At 37.6% G+C, this 17,395-nt stretch carries 19 protein-coding genes; 10 read left to right on the top strand and 9 right to left on the bottom strand.

All coding sequences use genetic code 11. From position 1 onward, the window contains the following. Window positions 1-466: tyrosine-type recombinase/integrase (locus M1K46_RS19300; RefSeq protein WP_375162224.1), on the bottom strand; the 466-nt coding region annotated here is incomplete at its 3' end. 177 nt (window positions 467-643) lie between these two features. Then, window positions 644-1,984 (bottom strand): hypothetical protein, encoded by a 1,341-nt coding sequence (locus tag M1K46_RS19305; RefSeq protein ID WP_256227309.1) that lies wholly within the window; start codon window positions 1,982-1,984, stop codon window positions 644-646. A gap of 186 nt (window positions 1,985-2,170) precedes the next feature. Between M1K46_RS19305 and M1K46_RS19310 the strand changes: the two genes are divergently transcribed. Then, window positions 2,171-2,329, top strand: coding sequence for a hypothetical protein (locus M1K46_RS19310; RefSeq protein WP_256227310.1), 159 nt, complete (start codon window positions 2,171-2,173; stop codon window positions 2,327-2,329). Between the two features lie 1,106 nt (window positions 2,330-3,435). On the opposite strand, the gene M1K46_RS19315 is transcribed toward M1K46_RS19310, so the two are convergent. Together M1K46_RS19315 and M1K46_RS19320 are read right to left on the bottom strand one after the other, a co-directional pair. After that, the gene (locus tag M1K46_RS19315; protein WP_256227311.1) at window positions 3,436-3,603 is read right to left on the bottom strand and encodes a hypothetical protein; all 168 of its coding nucleotides are present in this window, start codon (window positions 3,601-3,603) and stop codon (window positions 3,436-3,438) included. Next, entirely contained in the window at window positions 3,603-4,772 is a 1,170-nt protein-coding gene (locus M1K46_RS19320; RefSeq protein WP_256227312.1) for a DUF4062 domain-containing protein, read from the bottom strand. The genes M1K46_RS19315 and M1K46_RS19320 overlap by 1 nt, the downstream gene beginning before the upstream one ends. Window positions 4,773-6,416: 1,644 nt before the next feature. On the opposite strand from M1K46_RS19320, the gene M1K46_RS19325 reads away from it, so the two are divergent. After that, complete coding sequence (locus tag M1K46_RS19325; protein WP_256227313.1) at window positions 6,417-6,860, top strand: JAB domain-containing protein; 444 nt, start codon at window positions 6,417-6,419, stop codon at window positions 6,858-6,860. 293 nt (window positions 6,861-7,153) lie between these two features. Here M1K46_RS19325 and M1K46_RS19330 read toward each other — a convergent pair whose 3' ends face one another. Beyond that, window positions 7,154-7,996 (bottom strand): RNA ligase family protein, encoded by an 843-nt coding sequence (locus tag M1K46_RS19330; protein ID WP_256227314.1) that lies wholly within the window; start codon window positions 7,994-7,996, stop codon window positions 7,154-7,156. 436 nt (window positions 7,997-8,432) lie between these two features. Between M1K46_RS19330 and M1K46_RS19335 the strand changes: the two genes are divergently transcribed. Further along, complete coding sequence (locus M1K46_RS19335; RefSeq protein ID WP_256227315.1) at window positions 8,433-8,591, top strand: Fur-regulated basic protein FbpA; 159 nt, start codon at window positions 8,433-8,435, stop codon at window positions 8,589-8,591. Window positions 8,592-8,813: 222 nt separating this feature from the next. Beyond that, complete coding sequence (locus M1K46_RS19340; RefSeq protein ID WP_256227316.1) at window positions 8,814-9,221, top strand: nitrilase-related carbon-nitrogen hydrolase; 408 nt, start codon at window positions 8,814-8,816, stop codon at window positions 9,219-9,221. A gap of 343 nt (window positions 9,222-9,564) precedes the next feature. Here the strand turns inward: M1K46_RS19340 and M1K46_RS19345 are convergent, their stop codons facing one another. Both M1K46_RS19345 and M1K46_RS19350 read right to left on the bottom strand, forming a co-directional pair. Beyond that, window positions 9,565-10,020 (bottom strand): OsmC family protein, encoded by a 456-nt coding sequence (locus M1K46_RS19345; protein ID WP_256227317.1) that lies wholly within the window; start codon window positions 10,018-10,020, stop codon window positions 9,565-9,567. 228 nt (window positions 10,021-10,248) lie between these two features. Next, window positions 10,249-10,848 (bottom strand): GNAT family N-acetyltransferase, encoded by a 600-nt coding sequence (locus M1K46_RS19350; protein WP_256227318.1) that lies wholly within the window; start codon window positions 10,846-10,848, stop codon window positions 10,249-10,251. A gap of 1,017 nt (window positions 10,849-11,865) precedes the next feature. Here M1K46_RS19350 and M1K46_RS19355 point away from each other — a divergent pair. The 5 genes from M1K46_RS19355 (at window position 11,866) to M1K46_RS19370 (ending at window position 13,492) form a co-directional block, all read left to right on the top strand. Next, window positions 11,866-12,060 (top strand): hypothetical protein, encoded by a 195-nt coding sequence (locus M1K46_RS19355; protein WP_256227319.1) that lies wholly within the window; start codon window positions 11,866-11,868, stop codon window positions 12,058-12,060. A gap of 44 nt (window positions 12,061-12,104) precedes the next feature. Further along, complete coding sequence (locus M1K46_RS19360; RefSeq protein WP_256227320.1) at window positions 12,105-12,293, top strand: hypothetical protein; 189 nt, start codon at window positions 12,105-12,107, stop codon at window positions 12,291-12,293. Between the two features lie 109 nt (window positions 12,294-12,402). Continuing rightward, window positions 12,403-12,585, top strand: a complete 183-nt coding sequence (locus M1K46_RS19365; protein WP_256227321.1) for a hypothetical protein — start codon at window positions 12,403-12,405, stop codon at window positions 12,583-12,585. Between the two features lie 21 nt (window positions 12,586-12,606). Further along, window positions 12,607-12,879: an ImmA/IrrE family metallo-endopeptidase gene (locus M1K46_RS25885; protein WP_375162225.1), complete on the top strand. Its 273-nt coding sequence runs from the start codon at window positions 12,607-12,609 to the stop codon at window positions 12,877-12,879. A gap of 136 nt (window positions 12,880-13,015) precedes the next feature. After that, window positions 13,016-13,492, top strand: coding sequence for a hypothetical protein (locus tag M1K46_RS19370; protein ID WP_256227322.1), 477 nt, complete (start codon window positions 13,016-13,018; stop codon window positions 13,490-13,492). Between the two features lie 769 nt (window positions 13,493-14,261). On the opposite strand, the gene M1K46_RS19375 is transcribed toward M1K46_RS19370, so the two are convergent. Further along, entirely contained in the window at window positions 14,262-14,627 is a 366-nt protein-coding gene (locus tag M1K46_RS19375) for a hypothetical protein (RefSeq protein ID WP_256227323.1), read from the bottom strand. 75 nt (window positions 14,628-14,702) lie between these two features. Next, window positions 14,703-14,873 (bottom strand): Spo0E family sporulation regulatory protein-aspartic acid phosphatase, encoded by a 171-nt coding sequence (locus M1K46_RS25890; RefSeq protein WP_375162223.1) that lies wholly within the window; start codon window positions 14,871-14,873, stop codon window positions 14,703-14,705. 531 nt (window positions 14,874-15,404) lie between these two features. On the opposite strand from M1K46_RS25890, the gene M1K46_RS19380 reads away from it, so the two are divergent. Next, complete coding sequence (locus M1K46_RS19380; RefSeq protein WP_256227324.1) at window positions 15,405-17,375, top strand: sigma-54-dependent Fis family transcriptional regulator; 1,971 nt, start codon at window positions 15,405-15,407, stop codon at window positions 17,373-17,375. Window positions 17,376-17,395 lie beyond the last annotated feature (20 nt).

Raw genomic sequence — 17,395 nt, forward strand, 5'->3', positions numbered from 1 at the left:
TAGCAGGATCCCTGTCTACACGACTATCCAGGTATCGTTTTAACCAAATTTCGCACCGGATATTAAAATAGACTTCCCGTTCCTTATCGCCTTTACCTCTTATAACAGCTGACCGGTTCGACCAATTAATTCTACCTCTATCTAGGGTAACAACTTCACCTATTCGACATCCAGTGGAAAATATGAATTCAAACAGAGCCTTTTCCATTGGGGAACAACAGGCTTCCCGTAAATGTTCAATTTCCATTTCAGTCAAAAATTTAGGAATTCGTTTCCCGGTTTTAGGTTCTTTTATTTTCGCTGCTGGGTTTTTGGGAATATGCCCTTCTTCATGAGACCATCGAAATAATGATTTCATAAAACGAATTCGATGAGCCAAACTTGCAGGCTTGAGGTTTTCACTTGATTTTGCTAAATAAGCTTTTAATTGATCCGTAGTGATCGTATCAAGTTGAACATCATTAATAAAGCGTTCTCTTTCGTTACCTTCCTATTAGGGAAGGTAATTCTTTTATAAAAAAGGCCTATTAGCTACACAAGAACCAATCCATATAATGGATTGGTTCTGCAAATTAATGATTTAATTCAAATAATTGTCCCTCAAAACGAAAGCCTTAGGTAACTACCCCTTCGCTTTTTATTCTTAGTAGTCATAAGAAACTGTGATCTTATTATGTGCTTCTATTGGATATTGGTCAGATGGGCCATACCAAAATGTAGCCCAGTTTTGAATTCCTGCATAGGCTTGGGTACCAGTAGAAGCCCATGCAGCTCCTGGTCGAAAATCTTGATGATTCAAGTCTCCATCCGTTACCACCCAACGAGCATAGTCTAGCTCTCGACTACTGATATCTTCAATTTTAACTTCATCACTCCAACTAGCACTCCAAGATAAATTCCATGGGAATCCAAAAGAAATTGAATAGCTTGTGGTACTCTTGGTTCCATGCGGATCCCAATCTTGAAGTTCGTCACCGCTTGTAGGTATGTCAATATCTGTCTTTAATTTTCTGCTGTGACCATCGTTATATTCTGTAATTTGATTCATAGGTTTTAAAGAAAAATAATCAAACGTGCTACTTCCATCAGGAGAGTTTGCTTTGTAAAGATAATAATCCGTCTCAACTCTGCCTTGTAAAGTGTTTCCCGCACCATAAGCAGAACCTGTATAACCATATTTCTCTTGTACTCGAGTACTATCAGCTGCAGCTTGGTTTTTAGTAATTAAACCGTGAGCTTGTAGGGTATTTTTATTAATTTTATCAACAATATCAGCTTGTTGCATAATAATTTCTTGCATGTAAACCTCGTCTTCATTTGCTCGTGGTTTTCCATTAATGTCATAGCTATTCACATTCATTTCTGTGTATTGCAAAAGCGATTCTTTATTTAATGAGTATCCAATAATACTCACATTATCGTTTGAATCTACTGGATCAACACCAGTTTTTTTGGACTTTTTAGGCCCTTTTTCTTTTTCGAAATTAGCATATAAAGTTGTACCGTTAACTGTTGTAGGAATTTTTAATTCATCAATTTTTGCTAATTTTTTAAAGTCACCTTTTGATAGCTCACCATAAATATAAATCTGTTTTCCTTGTTGAAGTGAATCATGGATTAAATTTTGTAGGTTCTTATCTTTTTTTACTTCCTTTACATCAAATGCTAATGCAGTGGCATTCTCGTTTTGTAGTGATTTTATGGAATTAGATGTAGAATATGAAGTTTCGTTAACTTGTAACAATCCCGCTTTGATACTTTCTCTAACCTTGTCTAATGATTCATCTTTTTTCTCCGATTTAATGTTTTTTAGTTGATTTCCTTTGTTAGTTTCATTACTAACAAATGTAATACTTTTAATTGCCTTTTCAGCATGAACAGGAGTAGTTAAGTCATGATGTAAATTAAGTTTGTACGGAGATGTGGCAACTGTTCCAATCAAAGCTAAACACAGTAATGGTTTAATTAAGGCCTTACTTTTCATTCTTCAAGCTCCTTTTCCAAATTATTGTAATGCTTTTCTAATTAAAACAAATATTTCCAATTTTCACAATAATAATAGACGAAAATGAGTAATTTTTCCTATATTTGGATTTTTAATTATCGAAAATGGTATTAATTTGTAGAGAATATTTGTATAATTTATTTATTAAAACAGGAGGGAATAGATATGAATATTAAATTTGAATATTTCTATAAGATAATGCTTATTATTTTACTAGCGGTAATTGCGGTAAATTCATACACTATAACACATGAATTACATGATATTGGTGGGAAAATATTTGATTTAACAGATGTTATTTCTGCATTATCAGACAAAAATTAATAACATTTTAGTAAACTACATAACAAAAAAAACTCTTAAAAATATCAGGGTTTTTTGTTTTATTATTTAAAGTGTCCTTTTGTATTGTTGGTAGTGCATCAAATAAGCATCAAATAAAGATCGAGCTGCGAGTACTTATGGATCTAACGGGTGCTTTAACACAATAAGGAATAAAATTAAAGAGCCTAAAATATGCAAGTTTTTATTCACTACTTGCGTATTTTGGCTTTTTTTACATTCATAAAAGATACTGCCATTAACAGCATTTTTTAATTGCCAAATACACAGAGCCTATGTAGGTTTCTGTGCTTACATAGACAAGGATGAACAATGATCTTGAACCCATAAACACAAATGTATCCATAACTGTTTACATTTGTATTTATGTTTATATTGGTTCTAATAATTTCTATTTAGAGGGACATTCCCCGAACTATACTGCTTCATGAATCATAGACAGTTGTCATTTATATAAAGGGGCTGAGAAACAGGATCAAAGTCTTAAACTAATGCACATGTTGGTTTTATATAAAAATTAGATAGTTAACGTTCTACAAGTGATACGAAACAACATGACCCTAAGTAACACTTGATACAAATAAAAAAGGCAGTAAGAGGATAAAGTCAGGCTTATTTTGTTTAAACCATCCCCCGTCACCTTTAAAAAAAGATAATCGGCACTAGGTCCGATTATCTCTAATAGGCAGTTAACTATCAAAACAAACTTAAACCAACACCGGACTAAAAAGCGTAATCACGTTAAAACCAAACGTTTTATAGTTCGTCATATCGTTAAGAATGGATGTTACTTCATTTAAAGATACTTCCTTTGATACGAGGGACCTTGGGTTCAATCGGAGATCAACGACAACAAACCGTCATAGCCAGTATGAGGATTGCCGATGCTTCCGATCACCTCTAGTTCCATCGCCGTAATGGCATCGATTGGTAATTCCACCATCCAAGGCTATTTGACTGTCTATGGTAAATCGCATTTTTTTCATTAACTTCATATCCAATTACAAATGTTATTTCAAGAATATTACAACAAAAAAAACTTGCAAGCACGGTCATATGACCGAGCCTGCAAGTCCTTTGAAAATATATCATGTTTTATTTTTTTTGCTTTTTGAAAAGATTTCTTTTAAAATTCGGTTGTTTTCATCAAATCGTCTGGCTTTTTCCTCGATAAATCGCTTTCCAGCATTCAATGATCCGGAGGCGACGTGGATAATCTTATCATTTTCAAAACGTATTTCTTTAATAGTGGACATTATCTAATCCCTCCTAGTAGTTGAATGGCGAAGTCACGAAATAAGGCTGATTCTGTTTCCATTATATCACGCATGATGTCATCTTTAAAGCGATGAACCTTATCTTCCGACCAAAATCCTTCAACCGGAAAATGAAAGCAGATTACATAATTTCCGCATTTTATGGCAAGATAAAACTGTTGTTTTTCTTCACTAAAAAAAAGTTCTGTTTTCCCGCTGTGAAAGGCTTGCACGACATATGACTGTGTATCCTGCAGATCATAAAAATTGTTATCTCCACCTGCCATACCTGAAGCACTAATAAGTCGCAAAAGATTTTCTTCTTTTTTATATAATGTGCTCCCTGAACAGGATTCATATACCCCGAGCTCTTGTTCAAACATAGTACCTGGTAGATTGTATATGGTTCCTTTTGTTAAAAAGCGCTGCAGGTACTCCAAAAACATCCTTGGGTTCTGTAGTTCCCCATCTCTTAAGTAATGAATCATTTTACCAGAGAACTCGGCGTGTTTTTTGTAAATCGGACCTTGTCTCAGCTGCTCTTCAATAGTTGATTGAAACGCTAAGTACTGACTTCCTTGCCGAAATAAATCACTAAAATAGCGTTTAATCGTCGGAATAGGATCAATGCCAAAAGGAAGCTTTTCTAAATAGTGGCCTTTTTTATAAATATCATATAAAAAACCCCAGATGTAAGGCTCAATGTTTGAATACTGTTCTTTACTTGGGTGTTCAATCCATGCTTTCTGGGCCACTTCCATATAGGAATCTGGATCTTTTCCATGTTCCTCTTGGTAAGCTTTGAGCATCTCCGCGATCGTTAATCTTAACTCATACCAAAACAAATCATAAATATAATCTTCCACAAAAACAATAATATATTTGTGTGATTGATACGCTTTTTGAAATTCGCAATGCGTTATGGTCGCCTTATAAAAGTTGCTGTAATTTCCGGCCTTATCTGAGATAAGAAGAAGAAAAATATCGCTTCTTTCTACATGTTGCAAACAGTTCTCGACTAATTGATCGGCAGGCCAGGGACCAAAGTCTTTTTCATACATTAGTGGTTTGTGTTCCATGGCACGAAGAGCGGTATGTATATTTTCTCTCAATGGTTTTAATCGATCTTGTGCTGCAGAACTAATAAAAATTTTTGTCGGTTCAGCCAAAAAAACATCAACTCCTTCTTCTTGGAACAGGCGGCTACAAAATAGTATAACACGTATAGCCCTCGACCTTAGATCGGAATCACAATAATGCACTCGCTGACAGTTCTTGTACCAGTGGAAAGCTTCCACTTGTTTATCTTTTGGGGTTTACCTATAGGCACGTGCGATTATCGATAAAAAAATGAGTACATTCCATTTGGGATTATTAAAATGAAGTTTTGCATAATATTTCAAGAGTGGTGTATAATAGCGATATATTGAAGCGAAATAAAAAAGGACGTAGGTGGATCAGACCTACGCCCTTACAGCTACACAACCGCAAGGTGCGGTGACCAGTTGAATAAGTAAAGGAAAGTAACCTCACCTATCACATGCTACTGGACAGGGTGGGGTTACTTTTTTGTGTTTGCATTGATTATCGCTACGACTAATGATGCAAATGCAATCATAACTAGTAAATGCTGCGTAGTAACAACCATGTAAGCACCTCCCTTCTTTCGGGAAGTGCCACCACACCCTGCATATGTAACTGATATGAAAATTATACCATAATTAACTCCATGACCTACCGAAAGAATTTAAGTCTCTGCTTAGCTTTAACGATTGTTTTTAATATAGAATCGAAAACCGATTACCTGGTAGTAACCCTGGTCAAGCATTCAAATTTACCTATGTTTTTGATGAGAAGCCAGCTTGGAAACTTGGAAATTTCCGAAATTTGTTAAGAGCGATGGCGTACTTGATTACGTACATCTGCCACCTGCTAACCCATAATAAACTTCAGGATACGTTTCTTCACATATCGCTTTTTTAGCTGGGTCAATATCACAGATCGCTCCGAGACCCATGTTTTTAAAATGTCACTCCAGCTTTTCATTTCAGATTAAATTCATTATACTCCACAACTTTTGCTCATAAAGGCTTCGATCTTGTTCGCACAATTATCCTGTTGGTATTCAATACTTGCAGGTCACTCTCCAATACGAACCGGTGCGTTAGTTTCGATGAACTATTTATTCAAATATTATAGTTTAATAGCGCTATCCCACCACCGCTTATCATACCTTGGTTTTGTCTATTTCTACGATTCCTGCTTCTATAAACTGAAAGCAATAGTGTGTGTCCAAAAACACAAACATACACAAAAGCGAAATTGCTTGTGTATTATTTAATTTCCACTTTGTTCAGCTCATTATTTTAATAAATGAATTCTTCTAAAGTGACGGATCTTTCTTAAACAAACGTTTAATTCCATTTAGTTAATTAAAACAACGCGAACGGTACCTCAACGGACCCAGATAAATAGCCTTGATGAAGACAGCTTCACTTAAACTTGTGATGGTATACGTTTCCTTCCTTTGTTCTCTCCATTATAATGTGTGGGCTTATGACAGCCGGAAGGGCTGGCGTGAACCGAAAGAAATCGGCTAAGCCAAGTCGGCTAACGGACCCTAAAAAAGCAAAAATCGCTTTCTAATGGTCCCTAAGTCATTGGGCTTACCTCTATTTCTAACGGCAAAACGCTAAGAGCTGGCGCTTTGCCTACGGCCCACTGGCGAGTGCGCTTCTTTGTCAAGCGCCCCCTTCCCCCTGTTCGTGCCCAACATTCCTTCCGTCTCAAACTATGGAAGGAGCTGTTCTGCTATGGAGAAAATTTATGAAATTCAACGGATTAAACAAATTATTCAGGAGGTAGAAGGGGGCGAACAATACATCATACGCTCCCCTCAAGATGGAGCCCAAATAGCCACAAGCTTCATCGGCGAGGACGATCGCGAGGTGTTCTTCGTGATGTGCCTCAATACGAAGAATCGAGTGGTGGCTGTCCATCGCTGCCACATTGGAGGATTGAACGCCAGTCTAGTAGTACCTCGTGAGGTGTTTAAATCTGCCATCTTAAATAATGCTTCATCGATTATCATCAGCCATCAGCATCCTTCGCAGGACTGCAAGCCATCGAAGGAAGACATCGACGTTACGATTCGTTTAGTCGATTGCGGTAGAATCCTTGGAATTGAAGTTCTGGACCATTTGATCGTCAATGCATCTGGTGATTTTTTCAGCTTGAAAGAAAAAGGATATTTATAAACATTTTGAGAGAAGAGGTTTCCTCTTCTCTCTTTTCTTTTTTTATTGCAAGTAAGCCATTCATGGAACTACGATAAAAGCTCGAGGGAGGTTCAGAAGTGACAAAGAAAAATACTTTACTATTGAGTACAAAAGCATTCCCTGGCGATAGCTGAAGATCTAAGATTTTCATGCTCCATCTTTATTGTAGGGATTTTACGGATTCCATAAAAAAAGAGAAGTGCAACAACGTGCACTTCCTTCAAACGTTCTTATATAGTAATTAGGGGGTATTTTGATTATACTCCCGGCTGTTATAATGTAAACCCGACGAAAGATGGACTTCGCAGCATTCCTTTCCTCGTCCAATTCCTTATCTTTACCTTAGCCTGGATTTTTGGTTCCAGGAAAACAACGTCCTCATTTTCTTCGATCCTGATGGACTTCGCTACGCGATAAAATGCCTCCTTGCTTTCTGGGGTTGTCCCTAGGTCGAGGATTCCGACAGACTTCAGTCTGTCTCCTTCCTTCACGGAACAAAGCCAGCCTAACTCCTTCTTCTTAAAGCCCGTTATATAGACATCCACGTACTTCCAATTAATGACTTTCAACCATTTTGCGGATCTTTTTGACTCATAAGGACTGTCTTTTCGTTTCGCGACCATTCCTTCTAAATCCATCTGCTTGATGGCTTCAAAGTAGCGTTCTCCTTCATTCGGAACGTATTTAATCTTTGAGATATATCCGGTATCTTCTATCACCGAATCCAGGATTTCTTTCCGCTTGATCAAAGGCAGGTGCCTTACGTCCATCCCATCGTAATGAAGGATATCAAAAACAACGTAATGGACCTCTAGCTGCTGCCTTTTTTGAGGGCGCCGGGTCATAAAACGTTCCATGCAGCGTTCAAAATCTACTTTGTTTTGTTCGGGATCATAACAGATCAGTTCCCCATCAAGAATCACGTCATTATGTACGGGTATCTTCAAAAGCTCCGGGAAACGCTCCGTCACGTTATGGTTATGCCTGGTATATAGTTGTACGTTATTGTTGATTTTGGAGAACAGTAAACGTATTCCATCCATTTTGGGTTCAAAAATCCACTTCGGATCAGAAAACGGTTCACTTTTGTGCAGTAACATAGGGTTTATAAACATAGACTTCACCTGTCCTCTATTGTAGCAATGCATCCCGCAAAGTGAAATCTATATACATCTGGGAGTTTGAGGAAAAGATTTTTTTGTTCTATTTCGGTCCGTTTGAGTGCATGTTCTTAAACACTGTAAGAAAGGAGTGTGATGGTCGTATTCGAGAGAAGGGAATTCTGACCTGGACAGCATTGATACTGCCGAAACATGTAAAACGGCTATGTTATTAGTAATTCAACATCTCAATTTGTAACTGGGGATTGTGTAGTATTGGTGGAATGAACGAAAGTCGATTTCCCTTTGTGTTTATGTTCCCCATCTCACCTCATTAAAGAAGTCGGTTCATTCTCCACACCTTTCAAAGAATGTGTTCATAGAATAAAAAGGAGGGATCTATTTCCACCCTCCCTTTCTATGTCGAAATTTTATTAAAGGTGGATGATGCATGCCAAATCGTCTTCGATTAGCTATCGAACAGAGGAAAAATTTCCTGATAACTTGCTTAATAGAGTGGGGTATTTATAAAAAAGAGGATAAACAGTTGTACAAATTAACTTTGAGTGAATTAGAAGCAGAATATCAGTTAAATAAAAGCGACCATTAAATCAGCCAGAGAGAATATGTATTACATGTTTAAACATAAGGAATCACTAGCATGATGAAGGTTTTCGACACAGAAATTGGAAATTTAGGTGGACTCCAATGCTGGGAACATATGATTCCATAAAATATTGCTGCAATGAATTCTTTAAATGAACAGGTTCATGTAGGCTCATGGCCAGCTTTTAGCTGCAACATAGGAACCCTTTTTACAGAAGGACCAAATGTGACAGCAAGTAAATATTACTCTGTATCAGCGGGGTGCTTTACGTTAATGTCTACACAAATTATTACACAAGAAATGATTGATAAACTCTGTCAAAATGATTATCAAAGACAAATTATCCAGCAAGGTGGTGGATGTACACAAATCATCTCACCTGAGAGTACGGTAATCAGTAATATTGTTCCGAAAAATGAAGAGGGTTTTGCATATGCAGATATTGACCTTGAAATGATCGTTTATTGCAAATACGCAGTAGACCCGGCAGGTCATTATTCTGTTCCTGGTATACTAAGTCTTGATTTTAATCAAAACTACCAGCCAGCCGTTAGAAAATCTGGACAAAATATAGATTTAAGTATTTCGTACAATACCTTGCAGAAATCAGAAAGTACTGTATTAAATAAGTAGAAGAAGATTGGTTAGGAATAGTTAGATATCCGTCGACAACCCTCTCTCAATAGTTTCATTTTGAGAGGGGTTTTCTTATTTTTTATAATATAGATATTTATCATTAAAAATCAACGGATAAAATGCTAACAATCATAATGCACTGGTAATAACATTTAATACCTTCAACAAAGATATTTAGTTTGGTGAATAGGTCAAAATTAGCTAATTAGCTTTATAATCGAGTAGGAGGGGGTGACTAACCCCCGACTCCGGGTAGAAGGGCCAGCCTAAACCGGAGCCATCTTCTCACCACCTAAGAGTCTTTTATTACTGTCTATTATCAACCTTACGCTTCTAAATTCTAATTCTTCTTCCAAACGGTATGAATGTCAATGTTAGCATCTACAAAGAGATTATAAACCGGGCATCTGTGCTCCACCTCTTGTTTCAATTGTTGAACTCTCTCTTCGCTTTCCTCTGTTTGTAAATCCACTTGAAAACGAATTTTTTGAAAATGCGGTGATACTCCTTCTTCTCCCATGAGTCCGCGTGTATCTAAAATTCCGCTCGTTTTAAAGTCAATTCCAGTGAAAGTAAAGCCCATTTCTTGGGCTACTAACGGAATCATTACCCCATTGCAACCATTGAGAGCTGCAGCCACATATTCAATCGGATTTGGCGAGGTATCAGTACCTCCTAATTCTACAGGTTCGTCCATCGAAAAAGGGGAAAATTGTCGTACAGAATGATTGGTTTTAACGCCGGATTCCCACTTGCCGGTAGCGGATACTTTAACCAATGTTGAAGTTTGAGCCATGTTTTTTCCTCCCTTAAACACCGTAATTTTATATGAATAATGCAAATTATATAAAAACAACAACCTAGTGTAAAGGAATACGTTTTGAATAATACAAAATTAACTTAATTTTTGTACAGTAAGCGGAAGTGCAAATTGGAGTTTGCAGCTTTGGTTTTTGAAGCCTGGAAAAGAGACCTACTTCAGAGGAACATCGTTAAACCACTTATATTGGATTGCCGGATTTAATCATTCTAAATTAAGGATATAGGTTTGGGTACTGACAGTATTTTTAAGATAATCTTCTTGGAGAATTCCATAAACTGCACAGTCCTTGTATTGATTCTTGGCATTGCGGATCTTATGCCTAATCATTCCTTCCTTTGCCATCCCAACTTTACTCATAATTCTGCCAGAAGCTGCATTATCGATGTTATGTGCTCCGGATATTTTGTGAATGTTCATATACCTAAAACCAAATTCAACAACCGCTCTTAACGCTTCAGTCCCATAGCCCTGATGCCACCATCTGCATCCAAGCGAATAACCTACTTCACAGTTTTCAGTGGGAATGTCAAAATTGTAGAATTCGATTTCTCCAATTAGTTCACCGGTAGTTTTTATTTCAATGCCCCAGTTACAAAATTCTTTACTGCTATACTCCCTCACAATTCCATCCACCCACTCAAACGTTTCCGAAACTGTCTTGTGTGCTCCTTTGATTAGATTGTCAGTTACCCGTTCGTCTGAAAGCCAATGGTCAAAAATACTTTGTGCATCAGTAGGTTCCAATCTTCTAAGGATTAATCTGTCGGTTTCTATTTTTGGTGTTCCTAAATAGTTAATCATTCTGTCACCTTCTCCAATTAAACCATTATATTAAAACCAATTTCCTAACACTTTTCTACGTTTTCATTTAAATCACTCTATCACTCGACTTCAGTCAATATTGATTATTCCTTAAACGATCAATTATCATCCATGATCTGTTGATAAAGACCAAATCTTTCAAAGTTTGATAAAGTGTATAATTACTTTTGTATTCGCTTTTATATTTGCTTTTGTAAATGCTTGTGTATTTAAAAACATAAGTGTATTGATATGAATGCACTTTTAAAAGTTTGCCTTAAGAAGCTGTTTTTGCGTTTGGTTTTTGAATCCAATTCCTCATTGAAAACAGACCTAGCATCCCTAAAGGAAATCAAACAAGACGTCGAAGTTACGAGAATTTCAGTTTGACTCTCACTTGCTGTGTGTCACAATCTGCTAACGGCGTGAACACTACTTTTTGCTGATCCCCATTAAATCATAGAATCGAACCGAGGGTTAGAGGCTACAACCTTCTTTATGTCGACCCCATAGGGCACGAACAGACTGATCCAAAAGCAAGAAACGCTTTTGGTCACTCTGGTATGTGTCGCTTCAGCACTAAACGAGACGTGAACCACAGCCTGTAGGTTCCTGCCTCGTTTGCCTATGGCCGTACTGAACGAGTCGAAAAAGATAGAGTTAATAAAACAAGGAAAGGAAAAGGAAAGCAGACGCGCGTCTGCTTTTTTTATGTCTTTTTTGTATTTCCCCCTTTTGCGTTACGAATCGTAAAACATCCCAAACCGGCTAACCATCCAGCCGGCAGGACACCCGAACCTCTCCAGCTGGATGGCAAGGCGGTTAGTCACCCAATCAAGGGGCAAAAAACTTTTTTTGATGGATTAACGCTTCCGAGCTGCCAGCAAAAACTTTTTGTGCTATTCCCTTGACCGTCTGCCTGTGGGTGCTTTTCGTTCTCCACGTCAAAAGGGGAAAAATCCTCCCCTTTCCGGGAATGCATTCGCTTCCTAACGCAAAAGGAAAGGAGGGTTAACTATGAAAGAAAAAGCACTTCGAAAACTTCGGAAGGAATTCCAGAAAACCTACACCATAGACCAGCAGCGGCAAGCCAAGTTTTTTCTCGATACGTGGGATTCAAAAACCTACACGTGGACTTTTCATTTAGATGGCCACCTGGTGCTGTGGGTTTACATCTATCAAACCAAAACCGTTTTGAAATGTGTGTATTAAAAAAAGAGAGAGGGGTCTCCCTTCTCTCCTTAAGAGGAGAACCAATGAAGAACCATTCAGCGTTAGAAGAGGTTAAAAACCAGTTAGAACGAGGCATTCACGAGGTAATGACCAGTGCGGCGTTTCACGATTGGCTGAAGTTTATTGCCAGTTTTCATTCCTACAGCTTTAACAACACGATTTTAATCTTTTTCCAAAAAACCGGCAGCTACGGCGGTCAAGGGCTTTCGTGAATGGAGAATGGACGGCCTATATATAAAGAAAGGGGAAAAAGCGATTAAAATTTTGGCGCCTTTGCTACGAAAAAAGAAGGAGTAGGCGTCTGGGGAAGAAAAACAAGAGGTGTACGGTTTTCGGTATGTCAATGTCTTTGATCTGGAACAGACAGACGGAGACGCTATCCCACCATCACCGGTTCAAATGCTGGAAGATGGCGGACAAGCGGAGGAAGTTCTGCTCGAGGAATGGGTGAAAAAAATTGGAATCCCTGTCCGGTTTAAGGACACGGGTCACGCCAATGGCTAATTTCATCTTAAGGAAAACTACATCGCCATTCATGAAGGACGAAACGCCTCTCAGCAATTAAAAACACTTATCCATGAATATGGCCATTATCTTCTGCATGCCTACGGCGCTCCATTTGAGAAGGAAGACAGCCACATCAAAGAAGCGCAGGCAGAAGCCATTGCTTATGTGGTCATGAATCATTTTGGTTATGATACAGGAAAATACTCATTCGGTTACATCGCCGGATGGTGCCAAGACCTAACTATTATGAAAAAATCGGATCGGACATTGTTCGATGCAGTCATCACATGATCAAACAGCTTACCGCTGAAACGAAGGACACAGCAACCACCTAAGGGCGGCCCTTCCCTAACGGAGGCAGAAGGAAAGAATCGGCTGCCGATTCTTTTGATCTTCCTTTATGACAATGCCAGAGGAGATGAATGGTATGAAGACATGTCCCTATTGCGGAAGCATGGTAGAAAACCGTGAAGATCATCATGAATGTTCATTTTGTGAGATGGTCATTTCTTTTGAGGATGTCCAAGAAGACGGAAAACGAAAAAACGTTATGCCGGACCATCAGCCGGACATAGAGGATGTACACAAAACCACTCCAGCCCTGATGACGTACAGCACGATAGAACTTCTCTATTTGTTAAAAATCGCAAGAAGTGAACGGTTCAAAACCTATGAATCACGGCGATCGATCCTCAGAGCACTCAACCACCGAGAAGATGCCTATTATCGACAAGGAGAAAAAGAGCTGTATGAACAATACAATTACTGGACTCGTAAATGTTTTGTATTAGAGAATTTGGTACGTGACAGGCAAGGGTATTTCCCTACTAAACTTTCTGCATCATACCTCGAATACCTGTTATTCAAGATAGAGAAATCAAGTAAAACAATGTTCCCTTATTAGCCCGATTTTGCACAACCTTTCAGCCAGGGTGATTCAACGAAAAAAGATATGATCATTCAGCAGCTCAGTCAATCTAAAATGTAAGTTGATGAGTAGATGTGCTTTCCATCTCACGGGAAAGGACGATCCATGATTCAGAAGGGGATCGTTTTTTCTGATTTGCGATTCCCTCACGGTGTGTTGACTGCATCATATACTGCTCATACGCCATGGGATAATTGAATGCCAATACGTTTATATTGCAAAACCTCTCCATTTTGACCCTAATGAAGAGGCCTTTATCTTGCTCTTCTTTTTGTTTGTAACGTAGAAAGGAGATGAACTCAACCTATCCTCACGACCCCGAACAGATGATGCTTTTGCGGTAAGGATTCGTTACTTTTACCCCATAAAGGACCCGACATAAAGGAATTAAAGAGACAGGGTAGAGAACTAAAATGAATGGCAGCACCAACAGACTGATGAGAAAGGAAAAACCCTTCCTGTGATCCTGTAGGTGTCGCTTCTGCATTAAAGGGCTCGATAATTACGGTCTGTACGGAAGCCCGCCTACTGTCCGTAGATTCCTGATCCCCCTTTACGGTAAGCCGCATAACACCGAGCCGAACATCGAAAATCAAATCCAATTGCTATTTCTTTTTGGGAACATCATTACTCACAGTTGTAGGCGAAAGACTTTCTAACCGTGGTGATCGGTTCCTTTATACGAAACGACGCGAATAGGCTGAGAGAAAGATGTTGTTCCCTTTTCTGATCAGCCTGTCAAGCCTCATTTTGAGAGGTCTAGTTTAGCAGTTTTCCCCTTTTCTTCTTTATAAGATGCTAAACCTTCTTGACCAAAGAAAAACGTGGCCATGAGTTCATCTTTATTTTTCCAATCCTCGAAGTCTGAAGGTAGCCACTCAAATAGATTAGTTAGGGAAATTTCTTGTAACATTTTTGAAAGAACCATTAATTCGTGAGGTTTTAGATTATGCTCTTCTTGAAATGTTGTAATCAACTGAGAAAAAATATCTAGTATTTTTTTTTGTTGCATATCATTCCAAGAAACAGCGATAGAACTGAACTCAGTTATAAGATTTACTGCCTTTTCTCGCTTCTTGTTTTCTAGTTTATTCCAAGCTTCTGCTTCCATAAAATATACACCTCTTTTTAGAATTTATAGGCTTTGATAATTTGATATTTAATCTTAGTATTTATGAAAGGCCTTTTATTCGAAGTTCAAATTGTTCTGAAGTAGCTGTATTTGTAAAATAACAGTGTCTAATCTTTGACTACAGATGATCACATCTGAATGAGTAATGTTACCCCTTTGCCTAATTATTTGATGTAAATGATCCCTGAAAACTTCTAATTCTTCTATTAAGATTTCCAAAAGCACTCTCAGTCCTTCCTTTTTATTTTGAAGACGTCATAAGACCCTGTTACACGACCGATAGTTTTCTATAGTTAATTAATGGTATGATAGACAATCAATTACTTAACATATATATTGCAAATATTATGCCAATTTAAATTAACGATAAATGTTCGAAAATTATCTAAATACACTAAAAAGTGTCGCAAAAAAAAAGACATAGTCGCAAAATGAAAAAAATGTCGGTATATGCGACATTAGGATCTAAAGAATAATTATAGGGCGTAACCTCAAAATAAAGAATATCAGTTGTTATATAAGAATTACTCTTGTTAATTCGTTCTAATAAATTGTTGGTACAATTATTGCAATGCTTATTATATAAAGCGCATTTGAACAAATATCCAATTTCCAGCGGTGAATATAAAATTCAGAGTATTTTGAAAAAATTAGATAAATGTTATAAAGTAAAGATATTAAAGGATTTCAACATTACAGTACCAAACAAATATTTGTAAGCGGTTACATATATAGAATATGAAAGGAGCTTACAGTTTGGACAATCCATTAATTTCCCTAAATATTTCTTCACGTCCAAAGATTGAAAGAGTCAGGATTGAAAAGGCATGGGAACATTTTATCTTAGGAAAAGATCTTAATTTCGAAGTCAGGTCTTTAATGTATCAATCATGGCAAAGATCCCTAAGCCATGGGATACATCCTATCAAAGGAAATGCGCCCACTCTAGTATCGGAAGAGAAAATTCAAGAATATCAATCTACTGACCCTCTTTATTCTGTTTTAGAACCATTGCTTACACAACTTAAAAATACTGCAGTAGACTTAGGACACCTCATTGTTTTTTGCAATAACAAAGGAGAAATAGTGTATTTAAATGGTGCTCCTTCCCTGAAACAGAAAGCTGAAAAAATGAATTTTACCATTGGATCTTCATGGTCAGAACTTCATATTGGAACCAATGCGATCGGTACTGCACTCGCTACAGGTTCCCCTATTCAAGTCTTTGCAAGTGAACATTTTTGTCAACCAGTACATAATTGGGTCTGTTCTGCATCTCCTATTAGGGATCCTGCAACACAAGAGATTCTTGGAGTCATTGATTTAACTGGTGACTGGAGTTTAATACATCCCCACTCCTTATCTACAGCTGTTTTCATAGCTCAGTCCATTGAGGGGATACTTCTAAAACAACTTGAATTTGAACGGTATAAGTTATTGGAATATTACAGAGAAACAAGTTTAAAAACCCCTAATAAAACATTAGCTGTAATTGATCGTGGAGGTAATGTCATAAAAGCAGATAATACCTTTTATTCAAATGGTTGGATCCATAGTGATAGCAACCATATTATTGGCTTGGAGAATAATGGACGATCTTTAAATGAAGAATACAGATTGGAGTCGAAAGAAAAATGGAATTATGAAGTGAGTCCTTATTATTATAGTGGCAAACTTATAGGTTCGATCGTACAAGCCATTTCACCAACACGACTGTCTTCGCCTAAGGAGAACACCACTAAGTATTCCTTCTTTAATTTGATTGGAAAATCTAAAGAGATTCAATCTGTTATTGTGGAGGCTCGTTCTATTGCAAGTCTAACTCTGCCGGTACTAATTCAGGGAGAAAGTGGGACAGGAAAAGAATTATTTGCTCAAGCCATTCATTCTTCTAGTGCTCGTTCTTCAGGGCCGTTTATTGCGGTAAATTGTGGTGCGATTCAAAAAGACTTGGCAGAGAGTGAATTATTTGGATATGAAGAGGGGACATTTACGGGTGGTCAAAAGGGAGGAAAGTCTGGAAAGTTTCAACAGGCTGAAGGCGGAACCATATTTTTAGATGAAATAGGGGAAATGCCATTAGATTTACAAACGACTTTATTACGTGTTCTTGAGGAGGGAGAAGTTGTACGTCTTGGGGGAAAAAAGCCTATTAAATTAAATGTAAGGGTTATTACTGCAACGAATCGTGATCTAAAAAAGGAATCTGAAGAAGGAAAATTCCGTCTAGATCTATACTATCGACTTAACATTCTTTCAATAAAAATCCCTCCACTAAGAGACAGAACCCAAGATATCCGTTTGCTGCTAGATGATTTGTTGAAAAAAGTTTGTAGGGATATAGGACGATCTCAGCTTTGGGTAAATGATGAAGCGTTACAATTTCTGGAACAATACGAATGGCCGGGCAATGTACGTGAACTGCGTAATTTCGCATACAAAATGGCGGTAAAAGTAACAAGCAATATAATAACAATTAATAATATTCCAAAAGAAATGATGGAAAGTAGGAGTACAAATCATCTTGTAAACCTTAAGGAAGATTCACAAGATGATTCAGAAAATAAAATTCAATCATTAAAAGATCAGGAATTAAAGACCATACTAACTGTCCTTAACGAATCAAACGGTAACGTCAGAGAAACAGCTGAGAAACTTGGGATTCATAGAAGTACCATTTATAGAAAGCTTTCAAAGATTTCGGACATCATTAACACAAAACCATGATTAATTTCAAATCACGTGCA

This window comes from Fictibacillus sp. WQ 8-8, from assembly GCF_024494405.1.
Classification (GTDB): domain Bacteria; phylum Bacillota; class Bacilli; order Bacillales; family Fictibacillaceae; genus Fictibacillus_C; species Fictibacillus_C marinisediminis.

Coding starts and splice junctions, on each gene's coding strand:
- M1K46_RS19355 (WP_256227319.1), top strand. CDS start 11,866: ATGAAAGAAAAAGCACTTCGAAAACTTCGGAAGGAATTCCAGAAAACC.
- M1K46_RS19375 (WP_256227323.1), bottom strand. CDS start 14,627: ATGGAAGCAGAAGCTTGGAATAAACTAGAAAACAAGAAGCGAGAAAAG.
- M1K46_RS19305 (WP_256227309.1), bottom strand. CDS start 1,984: ATGAAAAGTAAGGCCTTAATTAAACCATTACTGTGTTTAGCTTTGATT.
- M1K46_RS19360 (WP_256227320.1), top strand. CDS start 12,105: ATGAAGAACCATTCAGCGTTAGAAGAGGTTAAAAACCAGTTAGAACGA.
- M1K46_RS19330 (WP_256227314.1), bottom strand. CDS start 7,996: ATGTTTATAAACCCTATGTTACTGCACAAAAGTGAACCGTTTTCTGAT.
- M1K46_RS19315 (WP_256227311.1), bottom strand. CDS start 3,603: ATGTCCACTATTAAAGAAATACGTTTTGAAAATGATAAGATTATCCAC.
- M1K46_RS19345 (WP_256227317.1), bottom strand. CDS start 10,020: ATGGCTCAAACTTCAACATTGGTTAAAGTATCCGCTACCGGCAAGTGG.
- M1K46_RS19350 (WP_256227318.1), bottom strand. CDS start 10,848: ATGATTAACTATTTAGGAACACCAAAAATAGAAACCGACAGATTAATC.
- M1K46_RS19310 (WP_256227310.1), top strand. CDS start 2,171: ATGAATATTAAATTTGAATATTTCTATAAGATAATGCTTATTATTTTA.
- M1K46_RS19370 (WP_256227322.1), top strand. CDS start 13,016: ATGAAGACATGTCCCTATTGCGGAAGCATGGTAGAAAACCGTGAAGAT.
- M1K46_RS19325 (WP_256227313.1), top strand. CDS start 6,417: ATGGAGAAAATTTATGAAATTCAACGGATTAAACAAATTATTCAGGAG.
- M1K46_RS19335 (WP_256227315.1), top strand. CDS start 8,433: ATGCCAAATCGTCTTCGATTAGCTATCGAACAGAGGAAAAATTTCCTG.